Source organism: Eubacterium sp., from assembly GCF_057858645.1.
In genome coordinates this window covers 1-19057 of record NZ_DBLZZO010000040.1, presented here as the reverse complement: position 1 = coordinate 19057, position 19057 = coordinate 1, and the positions used below count along the sequence as shown (strand labels likewise).

The 19057-nt window shown below is 32.3% G+C and carries 19 protein-coding genes and 1 other RNA gene; 18 read left to right on the top strand and 2 right to left on the bottom strand.

The features are described from left to right. The 9 genes from ACZM4J_RS11640 to ACZM4J_RS11600 all read left to right on the top strand — a co-directional run. A partial coding sequence (locus tag ACZM4J_RS11640; RefSeq protein WP_489486224.1) for a 3'-5' exonuclease occupies positions 1-2798 on the top strand: 2798 nt, incomplete at its 5' end. A 148-nt stretch (positions 2799-2946) separates the two neighbouring features. Then, positions 2947-3957 (top strand): S66 family peptidase, encoded by a 1011-nt coding sequence (locus tag ACZM4J_RS11635; protein WP_428244611.1) that lies wholly within the window; start codon positions 2947-2949, stop codon positions 3955-3957. A 23-nt stretch (positions 3958-3980) separates the two neighbouring features. Further along, positions 3981-5783, top strand: a complete 1803-nt coding sequence (locus tag ACZM4J_RS11630) for a S8 family peptidase (RefSeq protein WP_412335039.1) — start codon at positions 3981-3983, stop codon at positions 5781-5783. A gap of 157 nt (positions 5784-5940) precedes the next feature. Further along, positions 5941-6204: a hypothetical protein gene (locus tag ACZM4J_RS11625; RefSeq protein WP_412335036.1), complete on the top strand. Its 264-nt coding sequence runs from the start codon at positions 5941-5943 to the stop codon at positions 6202-6204. A 123-nt stretch (positions 6205-6327) separates the two neighbouring features. Continuing rightward, entirely contained in the window at positions 6328-6636 is a 309-nt protein-coding gene (trxA, locus tag ACZM4J_RS11620; protein ID WP_302689180.1) for a thioredoxin, read from the top strand. Between the two features lie 243 nt (positions 6637-6879). Further along, entirely contained in the window at positions 6880-7572 is a 693-nt protein-coding gene (locus ACZM4J_RS11615) for a response regulator transcription factor (RefSeq protein WP_412335034.1), read from the top strand. After that, on the top strand, positions 7565-9010 hold the full coding sequence (locus ACZM4J_RS11610) for a sensor histidine kinase (RefSeq protein ID WP_489486221.1): 1446 nt from the start codon (positions 7565-7567) through the stop codon (positions 9008-9010). Before ACZM4J_RS11615 ends, ACZM4J_RS11610 begins: the two co-directional genes overlap by 8 nt. A 90-nt stretch (positions 9011-9100) precedes the next feature. Then, the gene (locus ACZM4J_RS11605) at positions 9101-10084 is read left to right on the top strand and encodes a Gfo/Idh/MocA family protein (protein ID WP_412335030.1); all 984 of its coding nucleotides are present in this window, start codon (positions 9101-9103) and stop codon (positions 10082-10084) included. A gap of 59 nt (positions 10085-10143) precedes the next feature. Continuing rightward, the gene (locus ACZM4J_RS11600) at positions 10144-10935 is read left to right on the top strand and encodes a formate/nitrite transporter family protein (protein ID WP_022166213.1); all 792 of its coding nucleotides are present in this window, start codon (positions 10144-10146) and stop codon (positions 10933-10935) included. On the opposite strand, the gene ACZM4J_RS11595 is transcribed toward ACZM4J_RS11600, so the two are convergent. Beyond that, entirely contained in the window at positions 10913-11392 is a 480-nt protein-coding gene (locus ACZM4J_RS11595) for a DUF6512 family protein (RefSeq protein ID WP_022166212.1), read from the bottom strand. The genes ACZM4J_RS11600 and ACZM4J_RS11595 overlap by 23 nt on opposite strands. Positions 11393-11731: 339 nt before the next feature. On the opposite strand from ACZM4J_RS11595, the gene ACZM4J_RS11590 reads away from it, so the two are divergent. Together ACZM4J_RS11590 and ACZM4J_RS11585 are read left to right on the top strand one after the other, a co-directional pair. Then, positions 11732-11980 carry a type II toxin-antitoxin system Phd/YefM family antitoxin gene (locus ACZM4J_RS11590; protein WP_022166211.1) on the top strand — a complete coding sequence of 83 codons (249 nt, stop codon included), beginning with the start codon at positions 11732-11734 and terminating at the stop codon, positions 11978-11980. Beyond that, positions 11980-12240 carry a Txe/YoeB family addiction module toxin gene (locus ACZM4J_RS11585; protein ID WP_022166210.1) on the top strand — a complete coding sequence of 87 codons (261 nt, stop codon included), beginning with the start codon at positions 11980-11982 and terminating at the stop codon, positions 12238-12240. Before ACZM4J_RS11590 ends, ACZM4J_RS11585 begins: the two co-directional genes overlap by 1 nt. A gap of 261 nt (positions 12241-12501) precedes the next feature. Here ACZM4J_RS11585 and ssrA read toward each other — a convergent pair. Then, positions 12502-12841: a transfer-messenger RNA gene (ssrA, locus tag ACZM4J_RS11580) on the bottom strand. Positions 12842-13276: 435 nt separating this feature from the next. Between ssrA and ACZM4J_RS11575 the strand changes: the two genes are divergently transcribed. From ACZM4J_RS11575 to ACZM4J_RS11545, 7 genes are all read left to right on the top strand, one after another. Next, on the top strand, positions 13277-13954 hold the full coding sequence (locus tag ACZM4J_RS11575; protein WP_022166209.1) for a response regulator transcription factor: 678 nt from the start codon (positions 13277-13279) through the stop codon (positions 13952-13954). Further along, complete coding sequence (locus tag ACZM4J_RS11570; protein WP_022166208.1) at positions 13954-15450, top strand: sensor histidine kinase; 1497 nt, start codon at positions 13954-13956, stop codon at positions 15448-15450. Before ACZM4J_RS11575 ends, ACZM4J_RS11570 begins: the two co-directional genes overlap by 1 nt. Continuing rightward, complete coding sequence (gene hisH, locus ACZM4J_RS11565; protein ID WP_022166207.1) at positions 15450-16055, top strand: imidazole glycerol phosphate synthase subunit HisH; 606 nt, start codon at positions 15450-15452, stop codon at positions 16053-16055. The genes ACZM4J_RS11570 and hisH overlap by 1 nt, the downstream gene beginning before the upstream one ends. Before the next feature lie 20 nt (positions 16056-16075). Then, positions 16076-16837 (top strand): imidazole glycerol phosphate synthase subunit HisF, encoded by a 762-nt coding sequence (hisF, locus tag ACZM4J_RS11560; protein ID WP_022166206.1) that lies wholly within the window; start codon positions 16076-16078, stop codon positions 16835-16837. A 96-nt stretch (positions 16838-16933) separates the two neighbouring features. Then, a complete protein-coding gene (locus tag ACZM4J_RS11555; protein ID WP_428244616.1) occupies positions 16934-17809 on the top strand; it encodes a diacylglycerol/lipid kinase family protein in 876 nt (291 codons plus the stop codon). A gap of 114 nt (positions 17810-17923) precedes the next feature. After that, positions 17924-18598 (top strand): uracil-DNA glycosylase, encoded by a 675-nt coding sequence (ung, locus tag ACZM4J_RS11550; RefSeq protein WP_022164504.1) that lies wholly within the window; start codon positions 17924-17926, stop codon positions 18596-18598. Between the two features lie 12 nt (positions 18599-18610). Beyond that, on the top strand, positions 18611-18901 hold the full coding sequence (locus ACZM4J_RS11545; RefSeq protein ID WP_022164505.1) for a hypothetical protein: 291 nt from the start codon (positions 18611-18613) through the stop codon (positions 18899-18901). The last annotated feature ends 156 nt before the right edge of the window (positions 18902-19057 follow it).

Here is a 19057-nt window from a genome sequence, read left to right as displayed (position 1 = left end):
TATTGGAGCAAAAAGATTTTAAATCTTTAGCTAAATATTACGAGAAACTTACGTTACCAAGATTATCGACAGTAAGAAAAGGTAATCCTGAATTAAAGTTAAAGGTAAAAACAATAAATTCTTCAGTAAAAGCAACCGTCGAAAATCTTAAGGATTTGTACTTTACAGAACCGATTGACGAGATTTATGAAGACTTGGTTAATTGCAGAGAAACAATAGATATATTATGCGAGATTACAATAAAACTTATTGAAAGATTTACAGCGGAGAAAAGAGAAAAGAGAATTGCAGACTTTGACGATATTGCTCACATGGCACTTAATATTTTAAATGATATAGATGACAATGGAGATTTACACCCAACTAAAGTGGCAAAGGATATGTCCAAAAACTATAAAGAAATTATGATTGACGAGTATCAGGACAGCAACTATGTTCAGGAAGCAATTTTAACAAGTGTTTCAAAAGGCTATGGCATTAATAATATGTTTATGGTTGGGGATGTTAAGCAGAGCATCTATCGTTTTAGAAATGCAAAACCTCAGTTGTTCCTTGAGAAGTTTTATTCTTATGAAGAAGACTTGCAGGCAGATAATTGTCTGATTACGCTAGATCAGAACTTTAGAAGTAGAAAGGAAATAATAGACAGTGTAAATTTCTTATTTGACAGAATAATGACTCCTAATTTCGGTGACATTGATTATCAAAAAGGACACAGACTTTCTTTGGGAGCACAGTATGAGAAGATTCCTGAAAGACAGGATAATAGAACAGAATTTATCGGTATACAAACCGGCTCAAAAGAAAAAGAGGCTACATTTGTAGCATCTAAAATCAGGGAATTAACGGACCCGCAAAATGGCTTTATGGTTCAGGGAAAAGATGGAAAAATGCGACCTGCCCAGTACAAGGATATAGTTATTTTAATGCGTAGTGTAAAAAGCAATGCAGGCATATATGTTGAGCAGCTTATGAATATGGGAATTCCTGCATACGCAGATTCTAAGAGCGGATTTTTTGATTCAATGGAAGTGGAAACAATTATGAATATGCTTACCATAATTGATAATCCAAGACAGGATATACCATTAGTATCTGTACTTACAAGCGCTATGTTCAATTTTACAGATGACGAACTTGCAGTAATTAAGGGAGACAGCCGGAAGATTTCATTTCTTGATTCCTTATTGACTTATCAGGAAACAGGAGATGATTCAAATCTTGTTAAGAAAATTTATGATTTCTTTAAGGAACTTAATTATTACAGAAAACTGGATTATAAGAATTCTGTATATGAAATTATAAATGAAATATTAGAAAGAACAGGATTCCAATATTATGTATCAGCCTTAAGCAACGGAAAGAGAAGATATTTAAATATTGAAAGCTTAAAGGAGAAGGCTGCAAACTATGAAAAAACAAGTTACAGAGGACTTTTTAACTTTGTAAGATATATTGAGAAGATTAAGGAGTTAGACAGTGACCAGGGGGAAGCATCAACAGTTAATGAAAATGATAACATTGTAAGAATACTTTCAATTCATAAAAGTAAAGGTTTGCAGTTCCCTATTGTTTTCATTTGTGACACTTCAAGTAACTTCGTTGCAGATGCAGGAACTGTAGATATAAGTGACAATGGCTATGCAGCAGTAGATGCCATTTTTCCAGATGTCAAACTAACCGTTACACCTACATATAGAAAGTATGTAAAGGATTTAAACAAACAGGAAAGTCGTATGGAGTATTTACGTCTTTTGTATGTTGCATTAACAAGAGCCAAGGAAAAGCTGATTATAACAGGACGTGTTGGAAGCAAGTATGAAAAGGAATGTGAGGAAATCATTAATTCAGAAGATGCTCCACTAACTTATAATCAGATAATGAACAACAGCTCTTTCTTTAAATGGATGCGATTTGTATATTTAAAGAATCAGGTTTTAGTTAATAACAGTTTTGTAACTGAAGATGAAATATCGGAAAATGAAGTAGATCAAATGGTAAAATCTGAATTAAAAAAGATGTTACTTGAAACATGGAATAATGCGGAAGTACCAAAGGATGTTTACGACAGACTTATTAAAGATTTTAATTTTGAATATCCTTATATTGAAGATATTAACCTTTGTTCAAAAGCTAGTGTAACTGAACTAAAAAAAGAAAGTATGGCAGATGAAGAAGCAGAAGATTCTTTAGACAAAATCTTTCAAAAAACTTCTGTTCATAAAGAGACGGAAATTGTTCCACAGTTTATGAAAGAGGACAAGGAGTCTTCGGATAGAATATATGGAGCAGAGCGAGGCACAGCATATCATAGAGTTTTTGAATTAATGGATATAGAAAACAAAGAATATTCAAAAGATATAATTACTAATATGATACAGGCTCAAATTGACAGCAAATTATTAACTAAGATTCAGGGAGAGGCTGTTAATCCTTATGATATTTTAAATTTCACAAAAACAAAGGTTTTTGAAAGAATGGCTAAGGCAAAGGAAAGTAATCAGTTATATAGAGAACGACAGTTTCTTTTAGGAGTACAGGCAAAGGAAATTAAGGAACACTCAAACTCAGATGAGTTAATGATTATTCAGGGTATTATTGACGTATGCTTTATAGAGGATGACAGGTATGTGATTTTAGATTATAAGACAGACAATGTTGACTCAATGGATGAATTAAAGCATAGATATAGGAAACAGTTAGAATGTTACAAATTAGCCCTTGAAAAAATCACAGGAAAAAAAGTTTCTGAAATGATAATTTATTCTGTAAAATTGGGAGAAGAAATGGCTATATAAAGAATTATTTTGTAAAACTAAGAAGAGACTACATAAAAGAATATGTAGACTAATAGGTAAAGAATATAAATAATTAGATACAAGCAAAATATAAAGTTTAAAGGAGGCAGGTGTAATTCTAAGCATTACCGGAATTATACGATAATATATGAACATACCAAAATATTTGCAAAAAGGAGATACCATTGGGGTTACTGCAACATCTGACGGTATTGTAAATGAATTAAAGAAAAAAAGAGTAGAGAATGCAATGAGACAATTATCTGACAGGGGTTACAATGTAATTGCTACAGATAATCTTTTCAAAAGTGATGCAAGAGGCTGTAGTGGTACAGGAGCTGAAAGAGGAAAAGAAATAAATGAATTAATACATAATCCTAATGTTAGAAGCATTATGTCTGCTGCAGGTGGAGATTATTGTATGGAAATGCTTGAATACATTGATTTTGAGTATTTAAGTAAGGATCCAAAATGGTTTCAAGGGTTTTCTGATAATACATGCATAGTTTATCCTTTAGTTACTAAGTATGATACAGCAGCAGTCTATGGATGTCATGTCGGAGATTTTGGGATGAAACCATGGCAGAAACCTGTAGAGGATGCTTTAGGTGTTATTGAAGGGACAACAAAGAAGCTTAATTCCTACGATAATTTTGAAGATGAGAGACATGAGTATGTAAGTGGCTATGAGGGCTATTGTGCAGACAAAGAAGTTAGGTGGGTAAACGGTCGTATGGAAGATGAAATTAGTATGACAGGAAGATTGATAGGTGGCTGTTTAGACGTAATTGTTTTTCTGTTAGGAACAAGCTATGATGGTACGGAAGAATTTATAAATAAGTACAATTCTGATGGTATAATCTGGAATCTTGAAAGTTTCAATATGGAGGACACCACGATTATTACTCACCTTTGGCAAATGAAAGAAAAGGGGTATTTTAAATATGCTAATGGATTTATTTTTGGCAGACCGTTAATGTACAACTCTTGGAGCAACAGAACTTATGAAGATGCAGTGATGTCAGTTTTAGGTGACTTAGATGTACCAATTATATTTAACAGTGATATTGGACACAAAGGCCCACAGTTCCCAATCATAGAAGGAGCTAAGGCAAAAATAATCAGTAGTAATGGAAAGGGAATTCTTGAATATATTTAAAAAAAGATATTTTCGAGTTTTAAATGAATGAAAAACAGGATAACCAACTTAATATAGCTTTGGAGACTCCATTGGAGCAATTGGAAAAATCCCGAGAATTATCAGCAGGTTATAATGTGGAAAATGATTCCTGGGATTTAATTATCAAATATTTCGGAGACATAGGCACAATTGAACCTTTAGTTAATAGAATAAAACCTTTATCAGGTGGCTATGCAACTGCTAATGCAAACAGAATTTTTGTAGATGAAATAGCAAATCTTCCAAACGTAATATTTGTGGAAAAACCAAAGAATCTGGAATTTGCTGTTTTAAACGGAAAAAGACAATCCTGCATAAATGAAGTTCAAAATGATTATTTTCAGCTGGATAATGAAACAGAGCCAGGTAACGAAGTACAGCCAAATAATGAAACACAGTCAAATATCAGACGTCAAATAGGAATAGATGAAGAATTCTTTTTTAATAATAAGACACCGTTATTCGGCAGAGGTGTTCTTGTTGGCATAATTGACAGTGGAATTGATTTTACAAACAATGCCTTTATAGATGAAAATGGTAATACAAGAATATTAAGGTTGTGGGACCAGCAAACGAACAGGGTATATACAAGTGAAGACATTAATAGAGCCTTGGAAAGCAATAATCCTTATGGGATAGTTAATTCAAGAGATGTATCAGGTCATGGAACACATGTTGCAGGTATAGCAACAGGTAATTTTGCCACAGACAAAAACAATAATTTAGGAATTGCAACAAGAAGTGATTTAATAGTGGTAAAAATGTCTGTGGATAATGAAAATTCATTTCCAAAAACTAATCAGTTAATGGAAGGCGTTGACTTTATTATAAAAGAAGCGAACATTCTGGAGAGACCGGTTGTAATAAATATTAGTTTTGGAAACACATACGGTTCACATGATGGAACCTCTTTGCTTTCAACATATTTGGATAATGTTGTAGACAGTAATAGGGCAGTTATTGTTGTTGGAACAGGTAACGAAGGGGGAAGTTCAGGCCATAGCGGAGGGTATTTGGAGCAGGAACCTGTAGAAGTGGAACTTCAAATATCAAATTATGAGAGAGCATTTGGCATACAAATTTGGAAAAATTATGTTGATAAATACGAGGTTAGTCTAATATCTCCATCAGGCGAAAGTACATCAATATTTAGCAGGGAAGGATACATTTATAAGCAACATTTGGAAAACACAAATATAAACGTTTTATATGGAACGTCAAAACCTTATAGTATTTTTCAGGAAATATATATTAGTTTAATTCCACAAAATAATTACATTGATGCAGGAATTTGGAAAATAAAATTATTTCCTAATAGAATTGTAACTGGACGATATGACATGTGGCTTCCAGGCCAGGAGAAAATTAATACGAATACAAAATTTTTAAGACCTGATCCATATACAACGCTTACAATTCCTTCTGCAACTAATAAGGTAATATCTGTAGGGGGCTATAACGGAAGAGATGACAGCATTGCTACTTTTTCAGGAAGAGGATATACAAGAGAGTACAATATGGTGAAACCTGACATTGTTGCACCGGCTGTAAATATTGTGTCAGCATCCAATAATGGAGGAATAACAGTAAAAAGTGGAACTTCAATGGCTGCACCTTTTGTTACAGGAGCAGCAGCGTTGCTAATGGAATGGGGCATTGTAAATGGAAATGACAGATTTTTATATGGTGAAAAGGTTAAGGCATATTTAATTAGAGGAGCAAGACCTTTAAGCAGTAGAGAGGAACAACCAAATCCACTGGCAGGCTATGGTGCTCTATGCCTTTCAAGAAGCTTTCCTGATTAATGTTATTAAACATTATAAGCATATATAATATACTTAAAAAGCATAAAAGATAATAAATAAGCATTAGACATAGAAAAGAAAAAAGTCTAAAATTAAATTAAACATTGATTAGTTATGTTCCGATGTATTTTCAATTCAATCTAGAGCATGTTATGAGGTGGCAAGAAAATATAACTTACCTGTAATTATTATGGAACCGGTAAAAGGTGGAATGCTTGCAACACCACCAAAACCTGTGGCAGAAGTGTTTGATAAGGCTGACAACTCAAAGAGTTATGCATCTTTTGCAATTAAATTTGCAGCTAATCATGTATGGAAGGTATCCTTTTTTGTGTTGAAACATTTCCGTAAAAAAGTTAAAATCAAAATTAGTATAATTATATATAAAAAATGGTTATACTACAAAAGAATGAATGGCTGAAGAACAAATATCAATCAGCTAAATGATTAATAATCAATAAAGAACAATAGGTTAAACAATTAGCCAAGAAAACAAAAAAGTTAAACAACAAATAGCTAAGCAAACAGTTAGGAGGAGAATATTATGGCAATTATTGAAGTAAATAAAGATAATTTTGAAGAGGAAGTTTTAAAGTCTGATAAGAAAGTTTTAGTAGATTTCTGGGCAGACTGGTGTGGACCATGTAAAATGTTAAGTCCTGTAATTGATAAGTTGGCAGAAGAATTAGAAGATGTAAAAGTATGCAAGGTAAATGTTGATACAGAACCTACAATTTCAATTGAGTACAACATTATGAGTATTCCAACATTACTTGTATTTGAAAATTGTGTTGAGGTAAACAGATCAGTGGGACTTGTATCAAAAGAAGAAGTTTTAGAATTACTAAAATAAAACTGATTGTGTGAAAATATTAAATTAGCAGTAAATTACAGCAATTAATAGCAATTTAAAGATTAATGGACACATTATATTTTAATTCTATCAATTTATTAAGATACTATATAGGAGATAGAGTATGGATAGTTGTAATAGATTGCTGTGATAATGGCTTAATAATCGATGGTTTAGAAATCTGCAGTATATTACAGAATTTTTACTGAAAGATGGAGTTTTAAGATACGAGGAGATTAACTGATGAAAATTAATAGAACAATACTTATTGTTGAAGATGAAGAAAAATTAAGAACAACTGTAAGTGATTTTTTGAAATTATATGACTATAACATTATTGAAGCAAAAGATGGTGAAATGGCATTGGAACAATTTGAAAAAAACATTCACTCAATTGACTTAGTTTTACTAGATATAATGCTTCCAATTTATGATGGTCAGTATGTTTTACAGAAGATAAGAGAAACATCAGAGGTTCCAGTTATTATGATGACAGCAAAATCGGGAGATGTGGAACAGGTAAAAAGTTTTGGAAATGGTGTAGACGATTACATTAAGAAACCGTTTATGTTAGCTCTTTTGAAAGCAAGAATTGAAGCAGTTTTAAAAAGAACATACAAATCAGAGAACAGACATAAGAAGCTTGAAGCTGGCAAACTTTCATTGGATTGCAAAGCAAGGAAAGTGTATGTAAATAACCAACATATAGTTACAACACCAAAGGAATTTGATTTGTTAAGTTTCTTTATTGAAAATCAAAATGTCACTTTGAAAAGAGAGCAGATTCTTGATGCTGTATGGGGACCGGATTATGACGGGACTTATAGAACAGTTGACACAATTGTAAAACAGATAAGAATAAAATTAAGTGATGAGTGTCCATATATTAAATCAATATATGGCATTGGTTATATTTTTGAGGTTGAAGATGTTTAAAACAATAAAAAGCCGAATGATAATTATGCAGACAATTACAATATTTTTTATATTGGGTATATTGTTTGTTTTATTTAGTGCATTTGCAGAGGATTATTATTTCAGCAGAAAGATTGGGGTAATTAAGCAATCGCTCAACACACTGCAAAAAGAGGATATATCTACTCTTACATATAAAAACAGGTATATTATTTCTTATGAAGAACAGAAGTTGAGATTTGTTATTGCAAATGAAAAATTTGAACCAATATATGTAACGTCAAAAACAAAGAATTTTAAGCCTATGGCACAAAATGCAAAGGCAAAAGCAAAGGTTGAAAATAGCATTGTCAGTAGATTGTATAGATTCTCTGAGAAAGAAATAGTTACAAATAATGGTGTGGGAAAAATTTCAGGGCGTGAAATAATAACTCAGAATGGCAACAAATATTATTTATATGTATATGAATTAAAAAGTAATATGAAAATACATTTATCATATTATAAGTTATTCTTTGGGATAATGTTAATTCTTGTTGCTGTAGTTGGAGTAATTGTTTCTGTTGTAATTTCTAACCGTATTTGTAAGCCAATAAGACAAATTGAAGAAAATACAAAACTTGCTGTAAAGAATAACTTTGAACTTAATATTAATGAAAATCAGGAATTTGTTGAACTTTCAGGTTTAGCCCATAGCATTAATATTATGTTATCAAAAATCAGGAAACAGATTACTGAATTGGAAAATGAAATAGAAAATAAAACAAAAGTTGAAAATCTCAGAAAGCAGTTTGTAAACAATGTTTCCCATGAAATGAAAACACCACTTGCCATTATTTCAAGTCAGGTGGAAATGTTAGAACTATTGCAGGATAAGCAGAAAAAGAAGGAATATTGTCAGTCTATCATAGAGGAAACGGAGAATATGTCTCAAATGATTAATGACATGATAGTTATATATTCAATGCAAAGTGCAGAGGAAGAGTTAATGGTTGTAAGTGCTGATATTAACGAACTTGTAGAATTCACTTGTAGAGACTATGATAAGCTTTTCTTTGCGAAAAACATTTCTCTTCATGAAAGCTATACTGAAAAATGTATGGCAGAAGTTAATGAAAGATTTTTCACTCAGGCAGTGAGTAATTACATAACAAATGCAATAAAACATTGCAAAGAAGAAGGTAATGTTTACGTTAGAGTTATGTCTGGCGAAAACAATATTAAAGTCGAAGTTGAAAATGATGGAAAACATATACCTGAAGAAAACATTGAAAATATTTGGAACATGTTTTATCAGGGCAACGACAGTGCAACCTTAAATGGACAAAAAGGCAGTGGACTTGGTCTATATCTTGTAAAAAGTATTGTAGAGTTACATCATGGAAAGTACGGGTGTGAAAATGTTGAGAACGGTGTTGTTTTCTACATTGAATTACCTAAAGTGCAAAAAAGCAATTAATAGAAAATTGAAATAAGTTAGTGCCAACGGTATAATCCTAATAGGTATAAGGTGAAACGTTAAGTAACATTTATAGATTAGGAGGAAATTATGATTAATTTTGCAACTGTTGGCACTAATTTTGTTGTAGATTGGTTCCTTGAGGCGGCTTCACAATGTGATAGCTTGAAATACAAGGGAACATATTCACGAAACATTGAAAAAGCAAAAGAGTTTGGTGAAAAGTACGGAAGCACTCTTTTCTTTGATGATTTAGATAAACTTGCAAAATGCGATAGCATAGACGCTGTTTATATTGCAAGTCCAACATCCTTTCATTTTGAACAGGCTCTTAAAATGATTGAAAATAGGAAACATGTATTTGTTGAAAAGCCTATGGCAAGTAATAGCAGGGAAGTGGAAATTTTAATTGAAAAAGCAAATGAAAACAATGTGGTTTTAATTGAAGGAATGCGCCCTGTTTATGATGATGGCTTTAAGGCGGTGGAAAAGGCCATAGAAAAAATAGCTCCTGTAAGAAGAGCAAGCTTTAAGCTATGCCAGTATTCATCAAGATATAATAAGTTTAAAAACGGTATTGTGGAAAATGCTTTTAACCCTAAATTTTCCAATGGAGCGATTATGGATATTGGAGTATATTGCGTTCATCCAATGGTAAAATTATTTGGTATGCCTGAGCAAATTGATGCAAGCGCCATTATTTTACCGGATAGTATAGACGGAGAAGGAACTATATCCCTTAAGTATAAGGATATGTTGGCAGACATAACCTATTCAAAAATTTCAAATGGTTTTACACCAAGTGAAATACAAGGTGAAAAAGGAGCAATTTTAATTGAAGCAATAGATTGTCCAAGACGTGTAATAGTTCGTTACAACGATGGAACTACAGAGGAAGTCTATAACGTAGAGTTAGACAATAATCTGGTATTTGAAGCGAAAGAGTGGGAGACAATGATAAATAGCCATGACTATAGTGATAAACATAGCAAATATTCACTTATGGCACTTGAAATTATGGACAAGGCAAGAGCAATTCAGGGGATAGTTTTCCCTGCAGATAAAAAACACTAACAATTTGTCGGAAAATCTGTTAGAATACTACAGGAAAAAAATTTAAAGAGGTATAAAAAATGTTAAACGCGAAGCAGGCAACAGTAAAATATTCAGAAGGAGGAATGGGAAAAACAACCATGCCATTAGGTAAAATGTTTGCATTGGCATTTATGGCAGGTATGTTTATTTCATTTGCAGGAGTTGCATCATCAGTTGCTGCAACAACAGTAGAAAATGCATCACTTGGAAAGTTAATAGCAGCATTAATATTTCCGGCAGGACTTGCAATGGTAATATTAAATAATTCAGAACTTTTTACAGGAAACAACTTATTAATTATTTCAGTATTAGATAAACGAATTAAATTCTATTCAATGCTTAAAAACTGGATAGTAGTATATATTGGAAACTTTGTTGGTTCTATTTTTGTTACAGGCGGTTATGCGTTAGGTCATGAATTTTCATTATTTAACAATGGTGTAGCAAAGAATATTATGACAACAGCAGTTGCAAAATGTAATCTTTCTTTTTCAGATGCATTTATTAAAGGTATATTCTGTAACATATTAGTTTGTGTGGCAGTTATGATGGCACTTACAGCTGAAAGAGTATCAGGTAAAATCATGGCATTATTCTTACCAATTATGGTATTCGTTATTTCAGGGTTCGAGCATAGCGTTGCAAACATGAGTTATATAAGTGGTGGTTTATTTATTCATTCACAGTATGGTAGCCTTGGAATAGATACAGCAGGTCTTACATGGTATAACTTTTTAGTAAGCAACTTAGTTCCCGTTACACTTGGAAATATTGTTGGTGGCTTGTTTATTGGATTTATGTTTTGGTTTACCGCAAGAGATAAGAAATAATAAACATTGCAAAAACAAGTTCCCAAAGAAGTATTCCCATTTTTACGGAGAAGAAATTAAAATTATAATTTAAAAATATATACGCAAACAAGGCGAAAGATACAACAACACTAATTACAAAAATTCCTATATCAACCGGAAGAATAGATGTTTTAGTGTATGACGTATATAAATAAAATAGAACAGGTGTTAAGATTAAACCGCAAACTAATCCTATGAATGAAGATAGGAAGTAGTTGCGGTTTTTCTTTCCGTAAATAAAATATCCCGGAACGATCCACAATAACATAGGAAAATATAAAAGTTTTAAATGTTCAAAAACACTTTCGTTAATAGGGGAGAATAAACCTACAATTGCATTTTTTCCCGACCAGTCATAAAAGAAGTGGAGAAGAGAGCCGAAAACAATTGTAAAAATAATGCCACTGATAATATATTTTTTGAAATTTTTATACATAAAGCCACCTTCAATTAAATTCATATTAACAGTGTATGTAGAAATAAGGGAAATATACTAAATTGTAGAGAGCAGAAATCACTTTAGAAATTGCCAATCTAATCCATGCGCTTGCAATCATATTGCCAGCCAATGATAATACTAGTATACCTAATTCAGTAGCTTTAGAAGATTTTGTCAATAAATCTAAAGCAAGATGTATCTCCATTTGCATCAACAACAAAATTTGGGGCATCTACGGATAATAAGTTCTATTTGATTTGCATATAATAATATGATAAAATAAATGTACAAAATATTGTACAATAAATTGAACATGTTATAAAGAGAGGTGGAAATATGTTAGCAGTAAATTATTCAACAATAAGAAATAATCTAAAGGATTATTGTGATAAGGCTACTGATAATCAGGAAACGGTCATCGTAACAAGAAAAAATGAAAAAAATGTTGTCCTTATGAGTCTTGATAAATATAATCAATTAGAAAAGGCAGCTAGAAATAATGAATATCTTGCCATGATAGATAGAGGAATTGCACAACTTGAATCAGGAAAAGGTCAAGAACATGAATTGATTGAGGTGGATTAATGAAGAAATTATGGTCAGATAGAGCATGGGATGATTATTTATATTGGCAAACGCAAGACAAGAAAACATTAAAACGAATTAACGAACTTGTTAAATCAATTGAACGAGAGGGATTAACACAAGGAATAGGAAAACCAGAACCACTTAGACATAGAAAGGCTTGGAGTAGAAGGATTGATGAGGTAAATAGACTTATTTATAATATAGACGAAAATGGTTTCTTGTGGATAATTGCATGTCGAGGACATTACGAAGATTAGTAATGTCAATTAAAATAAACAAAATAATAATATTGTATATAATAATAAACATTGAAAAGAAGTGAAATCTAGTTTTTTCACTTCTTTTTATTATAAGAAAGTAGGCGATAAGGTTGAACAGATAAAAAACTAAAACGAAATATGATAGATAAAAAAATCTTCCAAAACAAAAGCTGGAAGAAGAATTCTAAAAAATTGGTGTCAAATTGGTGTCAAACAAATTTGACACACCTGAATCCCTTTATTTATAGGGGATAAATAGAGTGGACTAGAGGGGAGTCGAACCCCTGTCCAAAAATCCTTCCACCGTTCTTCTACTATCATAGTCAGTTATTTGACATTCCCTTAAGATAACGGGAACTAACACCCTTTACCTCTTAGTAGCTTCATAATGCTCCTAATTACTCAAAGCTTTGTAATTAGGGTTCCCTACGAAAGTCGATGCCAACTAACAAGCTGTAGGAGACTTATTAGTGACAGCTGCAACTAGGCAGCGTAAGCTAAATTATCTTCAGCGTTTAATTTTAAAGTTGTGATTTAACGTATCACCTACGGATAGCTTCACCAGATTCCAAATCCCTGTCGAAACCAGTACTAGCCCATAAATATTAAATTGTGCAAGTATTATGTTAAACTTTTAAGGCATAAAAGTCAATAATAAAAAAGTTACCAAATTGTAAAAAAAAAAATATTTGTCTAATAAAAAAAAAAGAAAGCCGGGTAAAAAACACTGTAAACAATAAAGAAAAATAAAAAATAAGAAATATTAATAAAATCAAATAAAAACGTCCCAATTTTAGAAAAAAGATGTATATTGAAAATGTTTTTAAGTTTCTACTTAATTAATTTAAGAACATATAGGAAAAAATAATAGCACAGACAGGAGAAACAAATGGCATTTACGGTTGACCATCAATATTTGGAATGGCATTAGCATTAAGTTTTTCATTCTAATACACATAATAAACACAACTTTTTGTTAATTTAAAATTATTATGATACAATAACTAAAAGTATAGCAGGAGGAATAATGGATATGTCAAAGTTGAAAATATTAGTTGTAGATGATGAAGCAAGAATGAGAAAATTAGTGAAAGATTTCCTTGTTAGAAAAGACTATGAAGTAATAGAAGCGGCTGATGGGGAAGAGGCTATTGACTTATTTGTTGAACATAATGATTTTGATTTAATTATATTGGATGTAATGATGCCAAAGATGGACGGCTGGGAAGTATGCAGGGAAATTAGAAAATTCTCAAAGATTCCAATTATCATGCTTACTGCAAAAAGTGAGGAAAGTGATGAATTATTAGGATTTGAATTAGGTGTGGATGAATATATTTCAAAACCTTTCAGTCCAAGGATTTTGGTGGCAAGAGTTGACGCAATTCTTAGAAGAACTAACAAGATTGACCAAAATGAAATTGAGCAGGCAGGAGATATTGAAATTAATAAGGCTGCACATTTAGTAAAAGTTCATGGAGAAATTGTAGACTTAAGTTTCAAGGAGTTTGAACTTCTTACATACTTTGTTGAAAATGAAGGTATAGCCTTATCAAGAGAAAAAATCCTAAATAATGTTTGGAATTACGATTATTTTGGCGATGCTAGAACAATCGATACTCACGTAAAGAAACTTAGAAGCAAATTAGGCGACTGCGGAAAATACATTCTTACTATTTGGGGAATGGGATACAAGTTCGAGGTAAATTAATGAAAAAATCAATAAGATATAAAATGGCTGCTTTAATAGTTATTATTATGACATTGTCAATGGCATCACTTGTAATATATAGCAGTCTTTTTATGGAGAAATATTATACGAAAACAAAACAGGATTCCATAAAGGAAGTTTATTACAAAATAAAGCAGGTTGTAAAAGAAGACAGTACATTTTCTGATGATTCAAGCACTAAGTCGGTAAATAAGACCTGTGAAAAGGCAGGGGCTACATCTATTGTAGTAGATGACTCTGGTAATGTTGTTTACGACTATGGTGCCGGTAAAATGCTTGAAGACAGATGGCGTGACATTATTTTTGGTCGAAATATTATGCAAAACAAGACACCTACTCTTGTGGAAAAAGGCAATGGGTATAAAATTCATTCCACAGTAGATAAGGAGTCTTCTGATAAATATTATGAATTAACCAGCACTTTGTCTAACGGTTATACAATAATGATTCGTATGTCAGTGGAAAGCTTTAAGGAAAGTATAAGTATTTCTAATAAATTTTATTTAGGTATAGGAGTTGTTGCAATATTAGTGGCAACAATAATTATTTTAATTGTAACCAGCAGATATACTAAGCCACTGTTGGAGTTGGCAGATATTTCAAAGAGAATGTCGAATTTGGATTTTGATGTTAAGTACAAGGGGCATCATAATGACGAGTTAGGTGTTCTTGGAAACAGCATGAATGATATGTCGGATAAATTGGAGAAAGCCATTACTGATTTGAAGTCTGCTAATATTGAACTTCAAAAAGATATTGAAAAGAAAAATGAAATAGATGAAATGCGAAAAGAGTTTATCTCAAACGTATCTCATGAATTAAAAACACCAATTGCTTTAATACAGGGTTATGCTGAGGGGCTTCAGGACGGAATTACAGAAGATCCGGAAGATATGAAGTATTATTGTAATGTTATTATTGATGAGGCTTCCAAAATGAATAAGATGGTTAAGAACCTTCTTACATTAAACCAGTTAGAGTTTGGTGACACACATGTTAATCTGGAGAGATTTGATATTGTATCAGTAATTAAAGGTGTTATTGCTTCCCTTAAGATTAAGTTGGAAGAAAAGGATATTAATGTAACTTTTGATTATAATGAACCTTTATATGTATACGCAGATGAGTTCCAAATTGAGGAAGTAATTACTAATTATTTGAACAATGCAATTAACCATGTTGACGAAAACAAAATAATTAAAGTAGAAATTACTGAAAAAAATGGTATAGTAAGAGTAGCGGTTTTTAACACTGGAAAAAACATTCCGGAAAATGAACTGGAAAATATTTGGATTAAATTCTATAAAGTTGACAAAGCAAGAACAAGAGCCTACGGTGGAAACGGTATTGGACTTTCTATTGTTAAGGCAATAATGGACAGACATAATAAAGAATGTGGTGTTGTAAATAAAGAAAATGGAGTGGAATTTTGGTTCCAGTTAGACTGCAATAATTCAGAGGAGAGACTTGATTAATGATAGCAATTATTGATTATGATGCAGGAAACATTAAGAGTGTTGAAAAGGCATTTCAGTTTTTAGATCAGGATACTATTTTATCAAGAGACAGAGATGAAATACTTTCAGCAGACAAGGTTGTATTACCGGGAGTTGGTTCTTTTGGTGATGCAATGAACAAATTAAAAGAATACAATTTAGTGAACACAATATATGATGTTGTGGATAAGAAGATTCCTTTTTTGGGAATATGTCTTGGACTTCAGTTATTGTTTGAAAGTAGTGAGGAGACACCGGGAGTGGCAGGTCTTGGAATTTTACCGGGAGAGATTGTTAAATTCCCTGAAACACCGGGCTTTAAAATTCCACATATTGGCTGGAATTCCCTAGAACTTACAAACAATGGCCGCCTATTTAAAGATATTGACCACCAGGCGTATGTTTATTTTGTTCATTCTTATTATTTAAAAGCAAGAGAAGAGGAAATAGTAAAGGCAAAAACAAACTACATTACTGATTTTCATTCATCAGTTGAAAAAGACAATGTTTTTGCGTGCCAGTTTCATCCTGAAAAAAGTGGTGATGTTGGCTTGAAGATACTGGACAATTTTGCAAATATTTAAAGTAAGAATGGAGACAGAATATGCATACAAAGAGAATTATTCCATGTTTGGATATAAATAACAACAGAGTAGTTAAAGGGACCAATTTCGTCAATTTAAGGGATGCCGGAGATCCTGTTGAAGTAGCTAAGGCTTACAACAAAGCAGGGGCAGATGAGCTTGTTTTTTTGGATATAACAGCAACATCTGACCATAGAGCCACTGTTACGGAATTAGTTAGAAAGGTTGCGGAACAGGTATTTATTCCTTTTACAGTTGGTGGAGGAATTAGAACTGTTGATGACTTTAAGGTGCTTTTACGTGAGGGAGCTGACAAGATTTCAATTAATTCATCAGCTATAATGAATCCTAATTTAATAAGTGAAGCAGCGGACAAGTTTGGAAGTCAGTGCGTAGTTGTGGCAATTGATGCAAAGAGACGTGAGGATGGAAGTGGCTGGAACATTTTCAAAAACGGTGGCAGAATCGATATGGGAATTGATGCCGTTGAGTGGGCAATGAAGGCAAATGAACTTGGAGCAGGAGAGATTCTTCTTACAAGTATGGATTGTGACGGCATTAAGCAGGGTTATGACCTTGAATTAACAAGAACAATTGCAGAGAATGTTTCAATTCCTGTAATTGCATCAGGTGGCGCAGGAAAGAAAGAACATTTCTTAGAAGCATTAACAGATGGTAAGGCAGACGCAGCTCTTGCCGCATCATTGTTCCATTATAAGGAATTGGAAATAAGCGATTTAAAGAAATATCTAAACGAAAATGGGGTTTCTGTTAGATTATAACTATACTCAAAAAAAGAAAATAGTAATAGTTAAAAAAGAAAATAGTAATAGTTAATCAGACAGAAAAATAATTAATTACAGAAGAGAGTGATACAAATGAAGTATTATTTTATAATTAATCCTATAAGTGGAAAAATTAACAAACAATTATTAGAAAAGAATATAAGAGAGGCATGTCTTAAAAGACAGGTGCCTTACAAAGTTATGTACACAAAGAAAACAGGTGATGCACAGTATCTGGCAAAAAAAATACCTGATGAGGAATGTGTAGTTTTTTCCGTTGGTGGTGACGGTAATTTAAACGAAGTGCTTAACGGAATTGCAAAATCTGAAAACAAGATTCTTGGAAATATTCCAACAGGCAGTGGAAATGATTTTGATAAAACCCTAAAGCAGTATCAAAATGGGATACTGAATATTGACTTAGGAAAAATCAATAACAGATTTTTTATAAATGTGGCGTGTCTTGGACTGGATGCAGATGTGGCAAATAACATATCATTTATAAGAAAGAAAAAATGGATTCCGGTTTCTCAAAGATACAATGCAAGTCTTGTATACTCTTATTTTAAATATAAGTTTAAGGATTTGAAAATAACAATGGGAGAAACTCAGGTAGAAAATTCATGCACAATTCTTGCAGTTGGAAATGGACAGTATTATGGTGGCGGTTTTAGAATTGCACCTCATGCTTTATTGGAAGATGGTATGTTTGACATATATTTTGTTGAAAAATTGCCTAAACCTAAGATTATTCCAATTTTAATTAAACTGTTAAGAGGAAAACACGAAAATTCAGAATACGTTACAAGATTTTCAGAAAATAAGATTATAATAGATACTGATGAGTTATGTACTTTTAATGTTGATGGAGAAAAAATGACGTCAAATCATTTTGAAATCATTAATATTTCAGGTGGCATAAAAGTATACAACGACAGGAATTTTATTGATGAAATTTTGCAGAAGTAAGAGAAAAAATAGTTTATCAGATAAATGAGTACAAATAATTTATTTTATAAATGATTCGGTTTATAAACGAGTACCAACAAATTGGTATATAAATTAGTACAAGAGGGAGTTTTTATGTCAATGATAACAAATGACTGGCTTGAGCCTTTAAGCAGTGAGTTTAGAAAAGGATATTACAGTCAGTTATACAATTTTGTAAAAGATGAATACAGTAAAACAGTTGTATATCCTCCCGCAGAGGATATTTTTAATGCATTTCATTTTACACCTTTAAAAGATGTAAAAGTTTTATTATTAGGGCAGGATCCTTACCATAATGAACACCAGGCACATGGGTTGTCTTTTTCAGTTCAGCCGGGACAGGATATTCCGCCATCTCTTGTAAATATTTACAAGGAATTACATGATGATTTAGGATGCTATATTCCAAATAACGGTTATTTGAAAAAATGGGCAGACCAGGGAGTTTTATTACTAAACACAGTTTTGACTGTTAGAGCACATCAGGCAAATTCTCATCAGGGACATGGCTGGGAACAGTTTACTGATGCGGTAATTCAGGCAGTTAATGCACAGGACAGACCAATTGTGTATATGTTGTGGGGAGCGCCTGCAAGAAGAAAAAAAGCAATGCTCACTAACCCAAAACATTTGATTTTAGAAGCACCACATCCAAGCCCTTTATCAGCGTACAGAGGCTTTTTCGGATGTAAACATTTCAGCAAGGCAAATGAGTTCTTAAAGGCAAGTGGCCTAGAGCCAATAGATTGGCAAATAGAAAATATATAAAGGAGAGAAGAAATGGCAGTAAATTCAATTGATGCGGAAGAGGATCAGTTCGCATATCGTTATGACACACAGTTATTAATCGAAAGAAGAGATAAAGATTTAGATGAGGATGAAATTTCTGATTACATAACAGATAATTTTGAAGGAAACAGTTTAATTGCAGCAGGAGATGAAGATTTAGTAAAAATTCATTTTCATACAAATGAACCTTGGAAAATATTAGAATACTGCAATACTGTTGGTGAAATATTCGACATTGTTGTGGAAGATATGATTAGACAGGCAAATGGATTGCAGGGGTAGTAATATCTAAATATAAAAAAGAATGTTAAACCTAAATAAAAAACGGTTAATAGTAGTGTACCGACCCCCAAAAGTTAGACCTAAAAATCTAACGATTGGAGGTCGGTATTTTTATGGCAAAATACAGTTATGAATTCAAAAAGCAGGTTGTTGAAG

Excerpts from the sequence above, each read along its gene's own strand:
- trxA (WP_302689180.1), top strand. The coding sequence starts at position 6,328 with ATGGCAATTATTGAAGTAAATAAAGATAATTTTGAAGAGGAAGTTTTA.
- ung (WP_022164504.1), top strand. The coding sequence starts at position 17,924 with ATGTCAATGATAACAAATGACTGGCTTGAGCCTTTAAGCAGTGAGTTT.
- ACZM4J_RS11570 (WP_022166208.1), top strand. The coding sequence starts at position 13,954 with ATGAAAAAATCAATAAGATATAAAATGGCTGCTTTAATAGTTATTATT.
- ACZM4J_RS11615 (WP_412335034.1), top strand. The coding sequence starts at position 6,880 with ATGAAAATTAATAGAACAATACTTATTGTTGAAGATGAAGAAAAATTA.
- ACZM4J_RS11605 (WP_412335030.1), top strand. The coding sequence starts at position 9,101 with ATGATTAATTTTGCAACTGTTGGCACTAATTTTGTTGTAGATTGGTTC.
- hisF (WP_022166206.1), top strand. The coding sequence starts at position 16,076 with ATGCATACAAAGAGAATTATTCCATGTTTGGATATAAATAACAACAGA.
- ACZM4J_RS11545 (WP_022164505.1), top strand. The coding sequence starts at position 18,611 with ATGGCAGTAAATTCAATTGATGCGGAAGAGGATCAGTTCGCATATCGT.
- ACZM4J_RS11600 (WP_022166213.1), top strand. The coding sequence starts at position 10,144 with ATGTTAAACGCGAAGCAGGCAACAGTAAAATATTCAGAAGGAGGAATG.
- ACZM4J_RS11595 (WP_022166212.1), bottom strand. The coding sequence starts at position 11,392 with ATGTATAAAAATTTCAAAAAATATATTATCAGTGGCATTATTTTTACA.
- ACZM4J_RS11585 (WP_022166210.1), top strand. The coding sequence starts at position 11,980 with ATGAAGAAATTATGGTCAGATAGAGCATGGGATGATTATTTATATTGG.
- ACZM4J_RS11575 (WP_022166209.1), top strand. The coding sequence starts at position 13,277 with ATGTCAAAGTTGAAAATATTAGTTGTAGATGATGAAGCAAGAATGAGA.
- ACZM4J_RS11610 (WP_489486221.1), top strand. The coding sequence starts at position 7,565 with ATGTTTAAAACAATAAAAAGCCGAATGATAATTATGCAGACAATTACA.
- ACZM4J_RS11555 (WP_428244616.1), top strand. The coding sequence starts at position 16,934 with ATGAAGTATTATTTTATAATTAATCCTATAAGTGGAAAAATTAACAAA.
- ACZM4J_RS11630 (WP_412335039.1), top strand. The coding sequence starts at position 3,981 with ATGAATGAAAAACAGGATAACCAACTTAATATAGCTTTGGAGACTCCA.
- hisH (WP_022166207.1), top strand. The coding sequence starts at position 15,450 with ATGATAGCAATTATTGATTATGATGCAGGAAACATTAAGAGTGTTGAA.
- ACZM4J_RS11635 (WP_428244611.1), top strand. The coding sequence starts at position 2,947 with ATGAACATACCAAAATATTTGCAAAAAGGAGATACCATTGGGGTTACT.
- ACZM4J_RS11590 (WP_022166211.1), top strand. The coding sequence starts at position 11,732 with ATGTTAGCAGTAAATTATTCAACAATAAGAAATAATCTAAAGGATTAT.